A 15,931-nucleotide genomic window follows, 5' to 3' on the forward strand; every position below is an offset into this window, starting at 1 on the left:
TGCGGGGGCTCCGCAGCGCCGTCGTTCGCTCACAGCGTCACTCGGCGTCGGCGTCGCCGCCCTCATCGCCCTCGTCGTCGCCCAGCGCCTCGGCGAGCTCCGCGGCCTCGTCCTCTACGGAGTCGTCACCGCCGCCGAAGAACTCGGCGGTGTCGATCTCGTTGCCGGCGGTGTCGGTGACCGTCGCCGCGCGCACCGCCGCCGCCAGCGACATGCCCCGGCGCACGTCGGCGAAGACCGCCGGCAGCTGGTTGTTCTGCTGCAGGAACTGCATCAGCTGCTGCGGCGCGATGCCGTACTGGCGGGCCATCAGCACCAGGTGCTGGGTGAGGTCGTTCTGGCCGACCTTGATCTCCAGGTCGTCGCCGAGCGCGTCCAGCAGCAGCTGGGTCTTCACCGACTTCTCGGCGTCGGCGCGGGTCTCGGTGTCGAACTGCGCACGCGACGAGCCCTGCTCCTCGAGCTGCTCGGCGAACTTGTTCTCGTCGTGGTCGACGGCGTGGATGGCGTTGTGCAGCGTGTTGTCGACGTGCGCCTGCACGACGGCCTCCGGCAGCGGCATCTCGACCTGCTCCAGCAGCGTCTCCAGCGCCGCCTCGCGGACCTTCTCGGCCTGCTGGATGCGCTTGATCCGGCCCACCTGCTCGGTGAGGTTCTCGCGCAGTTCGGCGATGGTGTCGAACTCGCTGGCGAGCTGGGCGAACTCGTCGTCGGCGTCGGGCAGTTCGCGCTCCTTGACCGACTGCACGACGACCGTCACCTCGGCGTCCTTGCCGGCGTGCGGCCCGGCGGCCAGCTTGGTGGTGAACACCTTGCTCTCGCCGGCGGACAGGCCGGTGATCGCCTCGTCGAGGCCGTCGATGAGCTGGCCGGAGCCGACCTCGTGGGACAGGCCCTCGGTGGCCGCCTCCGGGACCTCGTCGCCGTCGACGGTGGCGGACAGGTCGATCGAGACGAAGTCACCGTCGGCCGCGGCCCGCTCGACGCCCTTGAGGGTGCCGAACCGCGCCCGCAGCGCGTCCAGCTCGGAGTCGACCTCGTCGTCGCCGATCTCGATCGGGTCGACGCTGATCTTCAGCGCGGCCAGGTCGGGCAGCGTGATCTCCGGACGCACGTCGACCTCGGCGGTGAAGGTGATCTCCTGGCCGTCCTCGATCTTGGTGATCTCGATCTCGGGCTGGCCCAGCGGCTTGAGGTCCGAGCTGTTCACGGCCTCGCTGTAGCGGCCGGGCAGCACCTCGTTGACCATCTGCTCCAGCACCGCGGCACGACCCAGCCGTGCCTCGATCAGCTTGGCCGGGACCTTGCCGGGACGGAACCCGGGCATCCGGACCTGGCTGGCGAGCTGCTTGTAGGTCCGATCGAAGTCGGACTGCAGCTCGGTGAACGGCACCTCCACGTTGATGCGAACCCGGGTCGGGGTCAGCTGCTCGACGGTGCTCTTCACGGGCGTACTCCTCGGTGTCGTTAACTGCGGTCAGGCGTGCCGGTGCGACGCGCGCTGCTGGTCGGGGTGACAGGATTTGAACCTGCGGCCTTCCGCTCCCAAAGCGGATGCGCTACCAAGCTGCGCTACACCCCGCACGGACCAGGCGATCCTACGGCCCGCCGGCGACGGCGGGACAGCCGCCCGCACACCGCAGGCACTGAGGGGGTGCCAATTGGATTTGAGGTCAGCCGCGCCGGTACAGTCTGGCCTGGATATTGCGGGCGTAGCTCAATGGTAGAGCCCTAGTCTTCCAAACTAGCTACGCGGGTTCGATTCCCGTCGCCCGCTCAAATCGGGGGTTTTCCCTGGCAGGAAGGCATGCCATGGGCGGGATGCGCCACGTCCAGATCCATGGATCGTGCGCGCCCCGCTTCGACCGGGTTCGCCAGGAGTTCGAGCGGAACTTCACCGAACGCGGCGAGTTGGGTGCCGCCGTCGCGGTGTTCGTCGACGGCGAGCTCGTCGTCAATCTGTGGGGCGGCTGGGCCGACCCCGACGACGCCGCAAACCGGCGCCCCTGGGCCGAGGACACCCTCAGCACGGTGCTCTCCGGCAGCAAAGCCCTGACCAGCACCTGTGTACACCGCCTGGTCGAGGCCGGTGAACTGGACCTGCACGCGCCGGTGGCCCGCTACTGGCCGGAGTTCGGTCAGGCCGGCAAAGACGACATCACGCTCGCGATGGTGCTCACCCACCGCTCCGGGGTGATCGGACCGCGGCAGCCGATGCACTGGTGCGACGTCATGGACCGGGAACTGGTCCTGCAGCGGCTGGCGATCGCGGAACCCTGGTGGCAGCCCGGCAAGGCGCAGGGCTACCACATGACCACGTTCGGGTTCATCCTCGACGAGGTGTTCCGGCGGGCCACCGGCGGCAGCGTCGCCGACTACCTGCGCAGCGAGATCGCCGGCCCACTGGGCGCCGAGATCCACATCGGGGTGCCGCCCGATAAGCAGGCCCGGCAGTGCGCCGACCCGGTCGGCAAGCCGACGATCCGGGAGATGCTGGCCGAGGCCATCGCCCCCAAGCGGCCCACCTCACTGGAGGAGCACCCCAAGGCCGGCCTGGCGGTCGCGATGGGGTTCACCCCCGACGACGAGATCGCCACCAACGACCTGACGCTGTGGCGGCAGTTGGAGTTCCCCGGCACCAACGCGCAGGTGTCGGCGCTGGGGATGGCGACGTTCTACAACGCGCTGGCGCAGGAGAAGCTGCTCAGCCGCGCCCACATGGACAAGATCCGGGTGCTGCAGGGCGGCACCGAATCCGATCTGGTGCTCGGTCCGCGGGTGGCCGAGCACGGCTGGGGTATGGGCTACATGCTCAACGCACAGCGGGTCAACGGCCCCAACGCACGGATCTTCGGGCACGGCGGGCTGGGCGGGTCGTTCGCGTTCGTCGACCTGGAGCACCGGATCGGCTACGGGTACGTGATGAACCGGTTCGACCACTCCCAGGCCAACGCCGATCCGCGCAGCACCGTGCTGTCCAACGAGGTGTACCGGGCGCTCGGGGTGCGGGTGCGTAGCTAGCGCTGGCAGGACGGGCACCAGAACACGTTGCGGCCCTCCAACTCCGCGGTGTGCACGGTGGTCCCGCACAGCCGGCACGGGTCGCCGGCCCGGCGGTATACGTAGGTGCGCGGTTTACCGGGGGCGTACGCCGGGGCGCCGTGGTCGTCCTCCGAGCGGACGACGACGATGTTGCCGCGCTGCAGACCGACCTTCATCAGCGCCACCAGGTCGGTCCAGATCGCGGTGAAGTCGGCCTCGCTGAGTTTCGTGCCCGGCCGGTACGGGTCGATGCTGTGCCGGAACAGCACCTCGCTGCGGTAGATGTTGCCGGCACCGGCGATCACCTTCTGATCGAGGATCAGCGCGGCTATCGGCCTGCGGGACTTGATGATTCGCTGGTACGCCAAGCCCGGGTCGGCGTCGGCGCGCAGCGGGTCGGGCCCGAGACGCGCGATGACGTCGGCGACCTGCGCCTCGTCGAACACCTCGCACGCTGTCGGGCCGCGCAGGTCGGTGCCGAACTCGGTCCCGATCATCCGCATCCGCACCTGCCCCACCGGGTCGGGGGCGGCGCCGTCGTCGTCGGGCAGGAAGAACTCGGTGAAATGCCCGTAGATACCCAGGTGCACGTGCACGATCGGCCCGTCGGCGTAGCGGTGGAACAGGTGCTTACCCCAGGCGTCGGCCCGTTTGAGCACGAGTCCGTCGACGCGGGCCGCCTCGGTGGCGAACCGGCCCTGCGGGCTGGACACCGCGACCGGTGCCCCGGCGAAGCGGCGCTGATGCAACCGGGCCAGCCGGTGCAGGATGTGCCCCTCCGGCATGTCGGGTTGGGGTCAGGCGGGCGCGCCGGGCACCGGCGGCGCCTGGTGGGTGCGCTCGTAGTCCGCGAGGATGTCGATGCGCCGCTGGTGCCGCGGTGCCTCCGACCACGGGGTGGCCAGGAACGCGTCCACGATCGCCAGCGCCTCCTCGGTCGTGTGCATCCGCCCGCCGATGCCGATCAGCTGCGCGTTGTTGTGCTCGCGGGCCAGCTTGGCGGTCTCGACGCTCCATGCCAGCGCGCAGCGGGCCCCGGGGACTTTGTTCGCGGCGATCTGCTCGCCGTTACCCGACCCGCCCAGCACGATGCCCAGGCTGCCCGGGTCGGCCACCGTGCGCGCCGCCGCGGCGATGCAGAACGCCGGGTAGTCGTCGTCGGCGTCGTAGTCGTACGCCCCGCAGTCGATCGGCTCGTGGCCGGTCGCGGTGAGGTGTTCGATGATCTGCTTCTTGAATTCGTAGCCGGCGTGGTCGCCACCCAGGTAGACGCGCATGACCCCATCCTTTCATCCCGTTCAACCCGCCGGGCCCTCCCCCGTGACCTGGGGGTAGTCCCAGGTCACGGGGACTCCGGGTCAGTCGAACTCCGGGCCTTCGGTGCGGCCCCGCTTGAGCTCGAAGAAGTGCGGGTAGGACGCGAACGTCACCGAGGCATCCCAGAGCTTGCCGGCCTGCTCACCGCGCGGGATCCGGGACAGCACCGGCCCGAAGAACGCCACCCCGTTGACGTGGATGGTGGGGGTGCCGACGTCGGCGCCCACCGGGTCCATGCCCTCGTGGTGGCTCTTGCGCAGCGCGGCGTCGTAGGTGTCGACGTCGGCGGCGCCCGCCAGCTCGGCGGGCAGGCCCACCTCGGCGAGCGCGCCCTTGATGACGTCGGGGAAGTCCTTGTTGCCCTCGTTGTGGATGCGGGTGCCCATCGCGGTGTACAGCGGGGCGAGGACGTCGCTGCCGTGTGCCTGCTCGGCGGCGATCGCGACCCGCACCGGGCCCATCGCCTTCTTGAGTCCCTCGCGGTAGTCGTCGGAGAGATCGTCGCGACCCTCGTTGAGGACCGCCAGGCTCATCACATGGAAGCGGACCTCGATGTCACGGACCTTCTCCACCTCCAGAATCCAGCGCGAGGTGATCCAGCACCACGGGCACAGCGGGTCGAACCAGAAATCGGCGCGGGACTTCTCGGACATGGGGAATCCTCTCGATCGGTGATCGTCGTCGGGGGTCGTTGTCGGGGTCGTCGTCGAGGACAACTATGCCTGCTGACCCGATGTTCCCCGGCGGCTACTGTTGGCGGGCGTGGCCCTTCCTAACCTCACCCGCGACCAGGCCGCCGAGCGTGCCGCGCTGGTCACCGTCGACAACTACCGGATCGTCCTGGACCTGACCGACGGCGACGGCCGGCCCGGCGAGCGCACCTTCCGGTCCACCACGACGGTGACGTTCAGCGCGCTGCCCGGCGCCGACACCGTCATCGACATCGCCGCGGACGCCGTGCGCAGCGCGACCCTCAACGGCCGTGCCCTCGACGTGTCGGCGTACGACGAGTCGACCGGGATCGCGCTGACCGGACTGGCCGAGCGCAACGTCCTGGAGGTCGACGCCGACTGCCTGTACTCCAACACCGGTGAGGGTCTGCACCGGTTCGTCGACCCGGTCGACGACGAGGTGTATCTGTACTCGCAGTTCGAAACCGCCGACGCCAAGCGGATGTTCGCCTGTTTCGACCAGCCCGACCTCAAGGCCACCTTCGACGTCACCGTCACCGCGCCGCCGCACTGGCAGGTGATCTCCAACGGCGCCACGGCAAGTGCCGACGGCGGGGTGCACACCTTCGCCACCACCGCGAAGATGAGCACGTACCTGGTGGCGCTGATCGCCGGGCCGTACGCCCGCTGGGACGACGTCTACCGCGACGAGCACGGCGAGATTCCGCTGGGCCTGTTCTGCCGGGCGTCGCTGGCCGAGCACATGGACGCCGAGCGGCTGTTCACCGAAACCAAGCAGGGATTCGGCTTCTACCACAACAACTTCGGTGTGCCGTACGCCTTCGGCAAGTACGACCAATTGTTCGTCCCGGAGTTCAACGCCGGCGCGATGGAGAACGCCGGCGCGGTGACGTTCCTGGAGGACTACGTCTTCCGGTCCAAGGTGACCCGGGCGTCCTATGAGCGCCGCGCCGAGACCGTGCTGCACGAGATGGCGCACATGTGGTTCGGCGACCTGGTCACCATGCGGTGGTGGGACGACCTGTGGCTCAACGAGTCGTTCGCCACCTTCGCCTCGGTGCTGTGCCAAAGTGGCGCAACGGAATACACCAGTGCCTGGACGACGTTCGCCAACGCCGAGAAGTCCTGGGCATACCGGCAGGACCAGCTGCCGTCGACGCATCCGATCGCCGCGGACATTCCCGACCTGGCCGCCGTCGAGGTCAACTTCGACGGGATCACCTACGCCAAGGGCGCTTCGGTGCTCAAGCAGTTGGTGGCCTACGTCGGGCTGGAGCATTTCCTGGCCGGACTGCGGGACTACTTCGCCGCGCACGCGTTCGACAACGCCACCTTCGACGATCTGCTCGCAGCCCTGGAGAAGGCTTCGGGCCGTGACCTGTCCGGCTGGGGCCGGCAGTGGTTGAAGACGACCGGGCTGAACACGTTGCGGGCGGATTTCGACATCGACGACGACGGGCGTTTCACCCGGTTCGCGGTGGCACAGAGCGGCGCGGCGCCCGGTGCCGGCGAGACCCGCGTGCACCGGCTAGCCATCGGCGTCTACGACGACGACCCGGCCGGCTCCGGCCGGCTGGTCCGGGTACACCGCGAGGAGCTGGACGTCGACGGGCCGATGACGGATGTCCCTGCGCTGGTGGGGGTTCCACGCGGCAAGCTGATCCTGGTCAACGACGACGACCTGACGTATTGCGCACTGCGACTGGACCAAGATTCGCTGGCGACCGCCTTGGAGCGCATCGCCGACATCACCGAGTCGCTGCCGCGCACCCTGGTGTGGTCGGCGGCGTGGGAGATGACCCGCGAAGCCGAGTTGCGTGCCCGCGACTTCCTCGCGTTGATCTCGCGCGGGATCGGCGCCGAGAGCGAGGTCGGGGTAGCCCAGCGGCTGCTGCTGCAGGCGCAGACTGCACTGGGCTTCTACGCCGAGCCGTCGTGGGCCGCCGCTGAGGGGTGGCCGGCGTTCGCCGACCGACTGCTGGCGTTGGCCCGCGAGGCCGAGGCCGGTTCGGATCACCAGTTGGCGTTCGTCAACGCGCTGTGCACGTCGGTGCTGTCGGCGCGGCACACCGCGGTGCTGGCCGCGCTGCTGGACGGCGACCCGGCCGCGCAGGGGCTTTCCGGTCTTGCGGTCGACACCGACCTGCGCTGGCGGATCACGGTCGCGTTGGCGCGCAGCGGGATGCTCGACGCCGACGCGATCGGCGCCGAGGCGCAGCGCGACCAGACCGCCGCCGGTAAGCGCTCGGCCGCGCAGGCCGGTGCCGCGCGGCCGCACGCCGACGTCAAGGCCGCCGCATGGCGGCAGGTGCTCGAGGACGACACGCTGGCCAACATCACCGGCCGGGCGATCATCGGCGGCATCGTGCAACCCGGGCAGGGTGAGTTGTTGGCGCCGTTCACCGCCCGCTATTTCGCCGAGATCGCCGGGGTGTGGCAGCGTCGCTCCAGCGAGGTCGCCCAGACCGTGGTTGTGGGGCTCTACCCGGGTTGGGACGTCAGCCAGGCCGGACTGGACGCGGCCGACGCGTTCCTGGCCGACCCCGAGGTGCCGCCGGCGTTGCGCCGGTTGGTGGTGGAGGGCCGGGCCGGGGTGGAGCGGTCGCTGCGGGCCCGGGCGTTCGACGCAGGCTGATTCAGCCCGGGCGGTAGGCCGGATCAGGCGTGCAGGGAGCCGGTGATCACCTCACGCAGGTCGGTGACCCGCGCTCCGACCGCCGGCCGCGAGGACTCCACGTAGCCGCGTCGCAGGTGTGGATGCCGGTCGGCGTAGTGGAAGCACGCTGCGGTCACGGCGATCCAGCAGCCGAGCATGACCACCGCGATCGCCCATCCGCGTCGCCACCGGCGCGCCGGCAGTGCCATCGGCAGAACAACGGTGGCCGTTATCGCACAGATGAATCCGATCAGGGTTCCGAACATGATGACGTAGCCATGCGGGTCGGCGAAGGGATTGGTGTCCAGTACCGAGGTGATCACCGCCCACAACAGCATCAGGGTCAACAGCAACGCGCCTCCGCCGATCACACCGGCGATGATCCGGATGATCGGCAGACCGGAGAACCTCTCCTGCGGCGGTGGCGCCGGAAACGGTGGGTGCCCCCAATTGCCCGGATCAGGATGACTCATCGGTGACCTCGACCGAGGGTATCGGCTTCACAGCCGTTGACCCCGTTGCTGTTTCGCGGCGGGATCCTAGCGCCGATCATCACGGCCGGCGGTTCGCCGTTTTTGGGGTGCACAGGCCCAGGAAGGTCTTGCCGTCCTGAGCGGCGACATTGGCCGGGTTGAGCCAGCCGACATCTTGGAACCAGTAGGTGTCGGGCGGATGCTGACCGGATCCCTTGATGACCTCGGCGAGGTCAGTCATCGGCCCCCATTGGCTGGAACCACCGGTCAGCGACAGATGCATCGACTTCTCTGCGCGCCAATCGAATCCCTCAGGGAGCGGCTGGGATACCTGGAGCCCTGCCGGATAGGGACCGCCGAGCGTGAAGTGCTCGATCTCCGTGCCGCCCTCTGCCTGCGAACTCAACTCCAAGACGTCCCGTCCAGGCTCAAACGAGAGACTGAGTGCAGCAGCCGATCCAGGTGACGGCGGCCTGGGATTCGGTGCGCTCACCGGTATCCCCCGTCGGACAGCCCGGCGTCGACCTCGAATCGATTGTCCCCGCCGAGGATTCGCACCCGCGTCTCCTCCGCCAGGTAGCTGGTGCCCATCCGCACCGGCCCCAGCCGCGCCCACTGCTGAGCGTGCCGCTCCTCGTGGTGCAGCACCCGGTCCAGGCTCGGGCCGCCGTCGGCCAGGCAACCCGCTTCGATCACGGCGCGGAGCCCCCGGGTCGGGTCGACACCGCGACCACCGTTCAGCAGGAAGACATCTCCCCACATGGTTCCACCGCGACGACTGAGCTGAGTGTGAATCCAGTTGCCGCCCAAGCCCATCAGCACACCGTTGGGGGTCGCCGCCAAACACCCGCCGGTGCCGGTGATGACCCGAACCGCATCGTAGCTCCAGCGATTGGCCCGCTGGCGTCCGATGATGCGCCGAACCTCGTCGGCCCCGTAAGGCGTTTCGGGGAAATCGTTCCCCGCAGGACCGTAGCCGGTGCCGGCGTTGAGCAGATACGTCAGCAGCGCTGCGTCCCGAGCGTCACCACCGCCGGTACGGTTCGACAGCAGAAAATAGGACTTGCCGTCCGGGTCGTTGATCTCGACCAGCGAGTCGAGAACCCGGAACGTGTCCCGGGTGATGCCGTGCTGCCGAACGATGCCGGCGACGACCTTCGGGGCGACCGCTCGCCGCTCGACGTTGCCCAACCAGGTGCGGTGCGCCGCCGAAGCCGGTGACGCAGCAGCGTCAGCGTGCGCGGAAACGGATTTCCACGCGGTGTGTTGACCGGGGACACGCACGCTCGCGCCCGAAAGCGGGGGTTCCTACGCCGGGGAGATACCGGCGGAGATCAGCCGCACCGCGCTGACCAGGCCGTCGATCAGGTCACCATCGGCGAACGCCGCCGCGGCGGCGGCCACGCCCTGCGGTGCGGCGACGGGGGCGATGCGCCCGCTCAACCCGGCGCCGTAGACCACCTCGATGGCCCGCTGGTCCGGGGAGACGGCGACCAGCACCGCGTCGTTGGGGGTGGGCACCTTCGCCAGGATCTCGCGGGCCCGGGCAGCGGTGTCCCCGCCGAGATCACCGATGTAAGCGGCGAACCGCGCCTTGGACGCCCGCGACCCCATGGTCAGCGCGTCGTCGAGGGTCACCAGGTCCTTGATGGGGAACGGGTAGTTCACCGACAGCGTGCCGGGCTCGGTGACACCGGAAACGCGCCCGCTGTAAGTGATCACCGAGCCGTACGGCAGATCCGCCGGATCGATCGTCGCGACCTCACCACTTGCCACTGGCGCCACCTCCCACGCTGAACTCCGACTTGCCGTGACCGTGCCCGCCGCCGACGGCCTCGTCGGTGGCCGCCCACAGGATCGGCGGATGCGCCTGCGCCCAGGACTGCGACATCGCGTAGGTGGGCGCATGCGCACCCTTGCGCGACCAGATCCGCGAGGACAACAGCGCGACCAGCAATGCCGGAATACCGACGAAGTAGCCAAGGAATGACAACACGCTCACGCGAAAACCGTATCCCACCGTCGCCCGCCAGGTACACGCAGACACCGAATTGGATCCGGGTCTGCTCAGGCCGCGCCTTCCCCGAGGTAGCGCATCCACGTCGGATCCAGGTCCTTGAGCACCGCCAGCAGTCGCCAGTGCTGGCCCTTCGGCGAGGTTGGCACCAGGCGCAGCGTCCAGCCGATCTCGACCAGCAGCCGGTCCGCCTTGCGGTGGTTGCACGGCGCGCAGCAGGCCACGCAGTTCTCCCAGGAGTGATCCCCGCCCCGGCTGCGCGGCACCACATGATCGACGGTGTCGGCTTTGCCGCCGCAGTAGGCGCAGCTGAACCGGTCGCGGTGCATCAGCGCGGCGCGGGTCAGCGGGATACGGGCCCGGTAGGGCACCCGCACGAACGACCGGAGCCGGATCACCGAGGGCACCACCACGGCCCGGGTCGCCGAGTGGATCACCGGTCCGGCCGGGTCGTCGTGCACGACGTCGGCCTTGCCGCAGATCAGCATGACCACCGCGCGTCGCATCGGCAGCGCGGTCAGCGGTTCGTAGGTGGAGTTCAGCAGCAGCACGCGGCGACGGTTCCAGATCGAGCCGGAATCGGGGGTCTGATGCGCACAGGAAGCGGCGGCGAGCCCGGTCAGGCTCGTCGGGGTGACGGAGTTGCGGTGACTCCGCCTCTTCATGAGTGCTGTTCGGTGCAGGGTGTGAATTGCGCCATACGATCCTCCGCCGAACAGTTCACCATGACTGGGCACTGATCGCATAGCAATCTGCCGTGTGTTAGCTGGCCGTTTCACGGAACGCCACCACCGACGCAGCGCCGGCAGTCCGGTATTTTTGCCGTCGATGAACACCTTCAGCGGCGGGATGCTCAGATGACCCAGGGCGGCTGGGGCGGCAATCCGTTCGACACCAACACAGCCGGCCAGAATCCGTTCGCCCCGCCGGGCCCGCCGACCCCGGGTTACACACCACCCCCACCGCAGCCACCACCATCGGACAGCAGCGTCCTGGCCACCCTTTCAGTGGTGTTCGCGTTCTTCTTCGCACCCGCCGGCGCGGTGCTCGGCCACCTCGCCCTCGGCCAACACGACACACGATCCCGAGATCGCGCCTTGGTCGGCGTCACCCTGTCCTACACCTTCCTCGTCACCGCACTGGTCGCCACCGCCGTATGGGCCGTCCAGGGCCGGCTCGCCAGCGCCCCGCCAGTGGCTGCCACGCCGGTCACCACCACCGTCACGAGCACCACCAGCAGTCCCCCGCCACCGCCGCCTGCACCCACCGTGGCGCCGGCCGACCTGTCGAACCTGTTGCCCACCCTCGATGAAGTCCGGACGATCGTGAACGGGCCCGAGCTGAACACCACCTCTACATCGACCGAGTTGCCGTCGTCGCCGGAGGAAACCGACTCCGATCAGGCGATGGGTGACTGCGCCGGCGCGGTGAACGGCACGAGGAATCTGGTGTATATCGACAACCGGGCCGACGCCACATTCGTCCGGACCGACGCCACGAAGGCGATCTCGGTCAACATGGCGGTGACGTCGTTCCCCGACGTCGGGTCCGCGCAACTGTTCACCACGCAGACGATCGAGGTGTGGCGACGATGCGTCGGCCAACGGGTCGTCCAGGCCTTCCCGAATGGCCAGCACACCAGCTACGACATCGGCAACCCGTCCGAGGCCGACGGCATCACGACGCTGCGCAACACCGCCACCATGCCCAACAATGCAGTCGGCTCCGAGTTCCTCGTCACCGCAGCGAAAGCTAACGTCGCGGTCGAGCTGCTTATCTTGTCGCAGTTCGGCACCGCCGATCAGGCCACCGCACTCGCACGCCGGATCCTCGACCGCATCCCGTCCTGAATCAAGGGTTTCCCGCTGAGCCCAGGGTCGGGGCGGCAAAGAACGGTCACGGGGACAACGGCGATGGTCCGGTAGGTTCCTCTCCCGTGAGCATCCGAACCGCAGGGCCTCGTCGGTGACCTCCGGCGGTTGGGGCGGCAATCCGTTCGGCACCAACACGGCCGGCCAGAATCCGTTCGCCCCGCCGGGCCCGCCGACACCGGGGTTCACATCGCCCCCGCCGCAGCCGCCGCAATCGGACAGCAGCGTGTTGGCCACCCTGTCGGTGGTGTTCGCGTTCTTCTTCGCACCCGCCGGGGCGGTGCTCGGCCACCTCGCCCTCGGCCAGCACGACGCACGATCCCGGGATCGCGCCCTGGTCGGCGTCACCCTGTCCTACACATTCCTCGTCACCGCACTGGTCGCCGGCGCAGTGTGGGCCGTTCAAGGCCGTTCCGCGGGCACCCCGCCGGCAGTTGCCGCGCCGGTCACCACCACCGCCGCCACCACCTCCAGCAGCACTCCCCCGCCACCACCGCCGCCACCCACCGTGGCACCGGCCGACCTGTCGAACCTGTTCCCGAGCATCGACGAGGTCCGAAACAGCCTGAATGTCCCCGACATGTACACCTCAGAAACCCGCACCGACATTTGGACCGACGCGGAATTGAAGGCAACCTTCGACCCGGACGAATGCCGAAGTGTCACAGGTTCCATCCCCGAGCGAATCTTCCAAGAAAACGGTTACCAGGGTTTCTACGGCCGCTCCGACGAGACCTCGTCGTTGAGCAACCAGTTCGGCGGAGGTGTAGCCGCGTTTCCCGACGCATCATCCGCGCGACGATTCACGGCGACCGTGGTCGACCAATGGCATCAATGCGCAGGCAGACGGGTCACGCAGGTCTCGACCACCGATACCGGCGAAGGGTATTTCGACGCCGGCAACCCACTGCCGGAGAACGCAATCACGCTACTTCGCAACACACTCACGACGAACAGCGCACAGCACGGCATCCAGACTCTGGCAATCGCAGCCAAGTCCAACGTCATGGTTGTCTTCTACATCTTGGGGCCAGACGCGTCCGACCAGACCTCAGCGATCGCCCAGCGCATATTGGACCGCATCCCGTCCTGACCTGTGCAACCGCCCACACCGCGTGGGAACCGCGCCGGCGATACCCCACAATGGGTGGCGATGGAACAGCTACAGGAGCAGTCGTTTTACGACGCCGTCGGCGGTGCGGAGACCTTCCACAGAATCGTGTCGCGATTCTACGCGCTGGTGGCCGAGGACGAACTGCTGTACCCGATGTACCCCGAGTACGACATGGACGGCGCCGAGGATCGGCTGCGGATGTTCCTCGAGCAGTACTGGGGTGGACCCCGCACCTACTCCGATCAGCGCGGGCATCCCCGACTGCGCCTGCGCCACGTCGAGTTCCACATCGATGAGGAGGCCCGCGACGCCTGGCTGCGGAACATGCACATCGCGGTCGGTGAGATCGATGCCGAAACCCTCGACGACGCTCATCGCAAGGAACTGCTCAACTACTTCGATGCGGTCGCCGACTTCCTGATCAACGTGCCGTAGCGATGGGCGCACCGTGGTGGAGTGCGGGTGTCTTCTACCAGGTGTATCCGCGCTCGTTCGCCGACAGTGACGGCGACGGGGTCGGCGACCTCGACGGGGTGACCGCGCACCTGGATCACCTGCAGCGGTTGGGCGTTGACGCGATGTGGCTGAACCCGGTGACGGTGTCGCCGATGGCCGATCACGGCTACGACGTGGCCGACCCCCGCGCCGTCGACCCGCTCTTCGGTGACCTGGCAGCGCTGGACCGACTGGTGGCTGCGGCGCACACCCGCGGAATCCGGCTGCTGATGGATCTGGTTCCCAACCACACCAGTGTCGCGCACCCGTGGTTCGTCGCCGCATTGGCCGCCGACCCGGGCAGCCCGGAGAGAGGTCGCTACTTCTTCCGGGACGGCCGTGGCCCGGATGGGGAACTGCCGCCGAACAATTGGGTATCGGTGTTCGGCGGGCCGGCCTGGACGCGGGTATCCGACGGGCAGTGGTACCTGCACCTGTTCGCCCCCGAACAGCCGGACCTGAACTGGGACAACCCGGATGCGCCCGCCGATTTCGAGAAGACGCTGCGGTTCTGGCTGGATCGTGGTGTGGACGGCTTCCGCCTCGACGTGTCGCACGGGATGGCCAAACCGCCCGGCCTGCCGGACATGCCCGACACCGACATCGCCCTGCTCACCCACCGCGACGACGACCCCCGGTTCAACCGGCCCGGTGTGCACGCGATCCACCGGGCGATCCGTGCCGTCGTCGACGACTATCCCGGTGCGGTGACCGTCGGCGAGGTCTGGGTGCACGACAACGCGCAGTTCGCGCAGTACATCCGGCCCGACGAACTGCACCTGGCGTTCAATTTCCGTCTGCTGCAAGCGGATTTCGATGCCGTGGAGATCCGCAACGCGATTGACAACTCGCTGGCGGCGGTGGCCTCGGTGGGTTCGACGGAATCCGAAACGCACCGGCTCTCCTCGCGCAAGCGTTCGTCGACCGGCACGCCGACCTGGGCACTGGAGAACCACGACGTCACCCGGGCGGTCACCCGCTATGGCGGCGGCGCGGTCGGGCTGGCGCGAGCCCGGGCGATGACACTGGTGCTGCTGGCGTTGCCGGGTGCGGTGTTCGTCTACAACGGGCAGGAGTTAGGACTGCCGGAGGCCGAGCTGCCGGATGCGGTACTGCAGGATCCGGTGTGGGAACGTTCGGGGCACACCGTGCGCGGCCGCGACGGTTGCCGGGTACCGCTGCCGTGGTCGGGTGACGCACCGCCGTTCGGGTTCTCCGAACGCGCCGATACCTGGCTGCCGATGCCGCCGCAGTGGGCGTCGCTGACCGTCGAACACCAACTGGGCGATCCGGGGTCGACGTTGTCGCTGTATCGACAGGCACTCGAAATACGCCGGGAGCGAGCGGGATTCGATGGCGGCATCGAATGGCTTCTCACACCCGGTGGCGTCCTGACATTTCAACGCGACGGCCTGGTCTGCACGGTCAACACCGGTGCACAGCCGGTGGAACTACCGGCGGGGAAGCTACTGCTGGCCAGCGGGCCGATCAACGGGCACCAGCTGCCCCCGAACACCGCGGCGTGGCTGGCTTAACCTGCGGCGATATCGACCAACGATGTCCGCGATTTCACGAGCCGCATGATGTCGTCTGGTCGCTTCGTGAAATCCGCACGGTGATACCAAGTTATACTCGAGCCCATGAAGACCGCGATCTCGGTGCCGGACGCCACGTTCGAACGGGTTACCCGCCGTGCGGCCGAATTGGGCATGAGCCGGTCGGAGTTGTTCGCCCGCGCTGCCGATCACTACCTGGATGAACTCGACGCCGGATCGTTGACGGCACGCATCGACGACGCCCTTCGGCGGATCGGCGAAGATCCCGACGAGTCGGAAGTCGACGCGGCCATGGCCGGCCGTCGGGTCCTCGCCGCGACGGATGACGACTGGTGATCCGTCGCGCCGACATCCACTGGGCCGATCTAGGACCCGTCGAGGGCAGTCGGCCCGCCAAGCGCCGGCCGGTGCTGATCCTGCAGTCTGACCCCTACAACGACAGCCGACTCAATACCGTCCTCGTCGCGGTGATCACGTCCAACGTCGCGTTGGCCGCAATGCCCGGCAACGTGTTCATCCCCGCCGCCATGTCCGGCCTCCCCCGCGATTCGGTTGTCAACGTCACCGCGGTGGTCACTCTCAACAAATCGGACCTCACCGGCCGGGTAGGTCGGCTTGATGTCGACCTGATGTGCGAGGTCGATCTCGGCCTGCGACGCGTCCTCGGCCTATAGCCCGGCGGTCTCCGTTCGCGGCGG

General features: G+C 68.4%; 18 protein-coding genes and 2 tRNA genes. 9 read left to right on the top strand and 11 right to left on the bottom strand.

Features of this window, described 5'->3' with window-relative positions; translation table 11 throughout:
- Positions 1 to 37: 37 nt before the first annotated feature.
- Both tig and KIH27_RS07405 read right to left on the bottom strand, forming a co-directional pair.
- Complete coding sequence (gene tig / locus KIH27_RS07400; protein WP_214092302.1) at positions 38 to 1,447, bottom strand: trigger factor; 1,410 nt, start codon at positions 1,445 to 1,447, stop codon at positions 38 to 40.
- Positions 1,448 to 1,505: 58 nt separating this feature from the next.
- Positions 1,506 to 1,582: transfer RNA gene (locus KIH27_RS07405), tRNA-Pro, on the bottom strand.
- A 124-nt stretch (positions 1,583 to 1,706) separates the two neighbouring features.
- On the opposite strand from KIH27_RS07405, the gene KIH27_RS07410 reads away from it, so the two are divergent.
- Together KIH27_RS07410 and KIH27_RS07415 are read left to right on the top strand one after the other, a co-directional pair.
- Positions 1,707 to 1,777 (top strand) — tRNA-Gly (locus tag KIH27_RS07410).
- A 44-nt stretch (positions 1,778 to 1,821) separates the two neighbouring features.
- On the top strand, positions 1,822 to 3,021 hold the full coding sequence (locus tag KIH27_RS07415) for a serine hydrolase domain-containing protein (protein WP_214092361.1): 1,200 nt from the start codon (positions 1,822 to 1,824) through the stop codon (positions 3,019 to 3,021).
- Here the strand turns inward: KIH27_RS07415 and KIH27_RS07420 are convergent.
- The 3 genes from KIH27_RS07420 to KIH27_RS07430 all read right to left on the bottom strand — a co-directional run bounded on the left by KIH27_RS07420 (position 3,018) and on the right by KIH27_RS07430 (position 5,012).
- The gene (locus KIH27_RS07420) at positions 3,018 to 3,827 is read right to left on the bottom strand and encodes an Fpg/Nei family DNA glycosylase (protein ID WP_214092303.1); all 810 of its coding nucleotides are present in this window, start codon (positions 3,825 to 3,827) and stop codon (positions 3,018 to 3,020) included. The genes KIH27_RS07415 and KIH27_RS07420 overlap by 4 nt on opposite strands.
- A 12-nt stretch (positions 3,828 to 3,839) precedes the next feature.
- On the bottom strand, positions 3,840 to 4,319 hold the full coding sequence (locus tag KIH27_RS07425) for a ribose-5-phosphate isomerase (protein WP_214092304.1): 480 nt from the start codon (positions 4,317 to 4,319) through the stop codon (positions 3,840 to 3,842).
- Positions 4,320 to 4,400: 81 nt separating this feature from the next.
- The gene (locus KIH27_RS07430) at positions 4,401 to 5,012 is read right to left on the bottom strand and encodes a mycothiol-dependent nitroreductase Rv2466c family protein (RefSeq protein ID WP_214092305.1); all 612 of its coding nucleotides are present in this window, start codon (positions 5,010 to 5,012) and stop codon (positions 4,401 to 4,403) included.
- 109 nt (positions 5,013 to 5,121) lie between these two features.
- Between KIH27_RS07430 and pepN the strand changes: the two genes are divergently transcribed.
- Entirely contained in the window at positions 5,122 to 7,686 is a 2,565-nt protein-coding gene (pepN, locus tag KIH27_RS07435; RefSeq protein WP_214092306.1) for an aminopeptidase N, read from the top strand.
- 23 nt (positions 7,687 to 7,709) lie between these two features.
- On the opposite strand, the gene KIH27_RS07440 is transcribed toward pepN, so the two are convergent.
- The 6 genes from KIH27_RS07440 to KIH27_RS07465 form a co-directional block, all read right to left on the bottom strand.
- On the bottom strand, positions 7,710 to 8,180 hold the full coding sequence (locus KIH27_RS07440; protein WP_214092307.1) for a hypothetical protein: 471 nt from the start codon (positions 8,178 to 8,180) through the stop codon (positions 7,710 to 7,712).
- 79 nt (positions 8,181 to 8,259) lie between these two features.
- Positions 8,260 to 8,592 (bottom strand): hypothetical protein, encoded by a 333-nt coding sequence (locus KIH27_RS07445; protein WP_214092308.1) that lies wholly within the window; start codon positions 8,590 to 8,592, stop codon positions 8,260 to 8,262.
- A 77-nt stretch (positions 8,593 to 8,669) separates the two neighbouring features.
- On the bottom strand, positions 8,670 to 9,371 hold the full coding sequence (locus KIH27_RS07450; protein WP_214092309.1) for a hypothetical protein: 702 nt from the start codon (positions 9,369 to 9,371) through the stop codon (positions 8,670 to 8,672).
- A gap of 117 nt (positions 9,372 to 9,488) precedes the next feature.
- Positions 9,489 to 9,956: a DUF5130 family protein gene (locus KIH27_RS07455; protein ID WP_214092310.1), complete on the bottom strand. Its 468-nt coding sequence runs from the start codon at positions 9,954 to 9,956 to the stop codon at positions 9,489 to 9,491.
- The gene (ctaJ, locus tag KIH27_RS07460; protein WP_214092311.1) at positions 9,943 to 10,182 is read right to left on the bottom strand and encodes an aa3-type cytochrome oxidase subunit CtaJ; all 240 of its coding nucleotides are present in this window, start codon (positions 10,180 to 10,182) and stop codon (positions 9,943 to 9,945) included. Before ctaJ ends, KIH27_RS07455 begins: the two co-directional genes overlap by 14 nt.
- Before the next feature lie 65 nt (positions 10,183 to 10,247).
- On the bottom strand, positions 10,248 to 10,862 hold the full coding sequence (locus KIH27_RS07465; protein WP_214092312.1) for an HNH endonuclease: 615 nt from the start codon (positions 10,860 to 10,862) through the stop codon (positions 10,248 to 10,250).
- Positions 10,863 to 11,054: 192 nt separating this feature from the next.
- Here KIH27_RS07465 and KIH27_RS07470 point away from each other — a divergent pair, with 192 nt between their 5' ends.
- The 6 genes from KIH27_RS07470 (at position 11,055) to KIH27_RS07495 (ending at position 15,907) form a co-directional block, all read left to right on the top strand.
- Positions 11,055 to 12,047: a sensor domain-containing protein gene (locus tag KIH27_RS07470; RefSeq protein WP_214092313.1), complete on the top strand. Its 993-nt coding sequence runs from the start codon at positions 11,055 to 11,057 to the stop codon at positions 12,045 to 12,047.
- Positions 12,048 to 12,315: 268 nt separating this feature from the next.
- Positions 12,316 to 13,161, top strand: a complete 846-nt coding sequence (locus KIH27_RS07475) for a sensor domain-containing protein (protein WP_214092314.1) — start codon at positions 12,316 to 12,318, stop codon at positions 13,159 to 13,161.
- Between the two features lie 60 nt (positions 13,162 to 13,221).
- Positions 13,222 to 13,617, top strand: a complete 396-nt coding sequence (locus tag KIH27_RS07480) for a globin (RefSeq protein WP_214092315.1) — start codon at positions 13,222 to 13,224, stop codon at positions 13,615 to 13,617.
- 2 nt (positions 13,618 to 13,619) lie between these two features.
- A complete protein-coding gene (locus tag KIH27_RS07485) occupies positions 13,620 to 15,212 on the top strand; it encodes a glycoside hydrolase family 13 protein (RefSeq protein WP_214092316.1) in 1,593 nt (530 codons plus the stop codon).
- A 105-nt stretch (positions 15,213 to 15,317) separates the two neighbouring features.
- On the top strand, positions 15,318 to 15,569 hold the full coding sequence (locus tag KIH27_RS07490; protein ID WP_214092317.1) for a ribbon-helix-helix protein, CopG family: 252 nt from the start codon (positions 15,318 to 15,320) through the stop codon (positions 15,567 to 15,569).
- Positions 15,563 to 15,907 (top strand): type II toxin-antitoxin system PemK/MazF family toxin, encoded by a 345-nt coding sequence (locus tag KIH27_RS07495; protein ID WP_214092362.1) that lies wholly within the window; start codon positions 15,563 to 15,565, stop codon positions 15,905 to 15,907. Before KIH27_RS07490 ends, KIH27_RS07495 begins: the two co-directional genes overlap by 7 nt.
- The last annotated feature ends 24 nt before the right edge of the window (positions 15,908 to 15,931 follow it).

The sequence above is a fragment of the Mycolicibacter acidiphilus genome (genome assembly GCF_018455725.1).
GTDB lineage: Bacteria > Actinomycetota > Actinomycetes > Mycobacteriales > Mycobacteriaceae > Mycobacterium > Mycobacterium acidiphilum.

What these genes read in the sequence shown, in the direction of transcription:
- KIH27_RS07430 (WP_214092305.1), bottom strand. Translation starts at nt 5,012, where the DNA reads ATGTCCGAGAAGTCCCGCGCCGATTTCTGGTTCGACCCGCTGTGCCCG.
- KIH27_RS07480 (WP_214092315.1), top strand. Translation starts at nt 13,222, where the DNA reads ATGGAACAGCTACAGGAGCAGTCGTTTTACGACGCCGTCGGCGGTGCG.
- KIH27_RS07415 (WP_214092361.1), top strand. Translation starts at nt 1,822, where the DNA reads ATGCGCCACGTCCAGATCCATGGATCGTGCGCGCCCCGCTTCGACCGG.
- KIH27_RS07440 (WP_214092307.1), bottom strand. Translation starts at nt 8,180, where the DNA reads ATGAGTCATCCTGATCCGGGCAATTGGGGGCACCCACCGTTTCCGGCG.
- KIH27_RS07490 (WP_214092317.1), top strand. Translation starts at nt 15,318, where the DNA reads ATGAAGACCGCGATCTCGGTGCCGGACGCCACGTTCGAACGGGTTACC.
- KIH27_RS07465 (WP_214092312.1), bottom strand. Translation starts at nt 10,862, where the DNA reads ATGAAGAGGCGGAGTCACCGCAACTCCGTCACCCCGACGAGCCTGACC.
- KIH27_RS07470 (WP_214092313.1), top strand. Translation starts at nt 11,055, where the DNA reads ATGACCCAGGGCGGCTGGGGCGGCAATCCGTTCGACACCAACACAGCC.
- KIH27_RS07485 (WP_214092316.1), top strand. Translation starts at nt 13,620, where the DNA reads ATGGGCGCACCGTGGTGGAGTGCGGGTGTCTTCTACCAGGTGTATCCG.
- KIH27_RS07425 (WP_214092304.1), bottom strand. Translation starts at nt 4,319, where the DNA reads ATGCGCGTCTACCTGGGTGGCGACCACGCCGGCTACGAATTCAAGAAG.
- KIH27_RS07420 (WP_214092303.1), bottom strand. Translation starts at nt 3,827, where the DNA reads ATGCCGGAGGGGCACATCCTGCACCGGCTGGCCCGGTTGCATCAGCGC.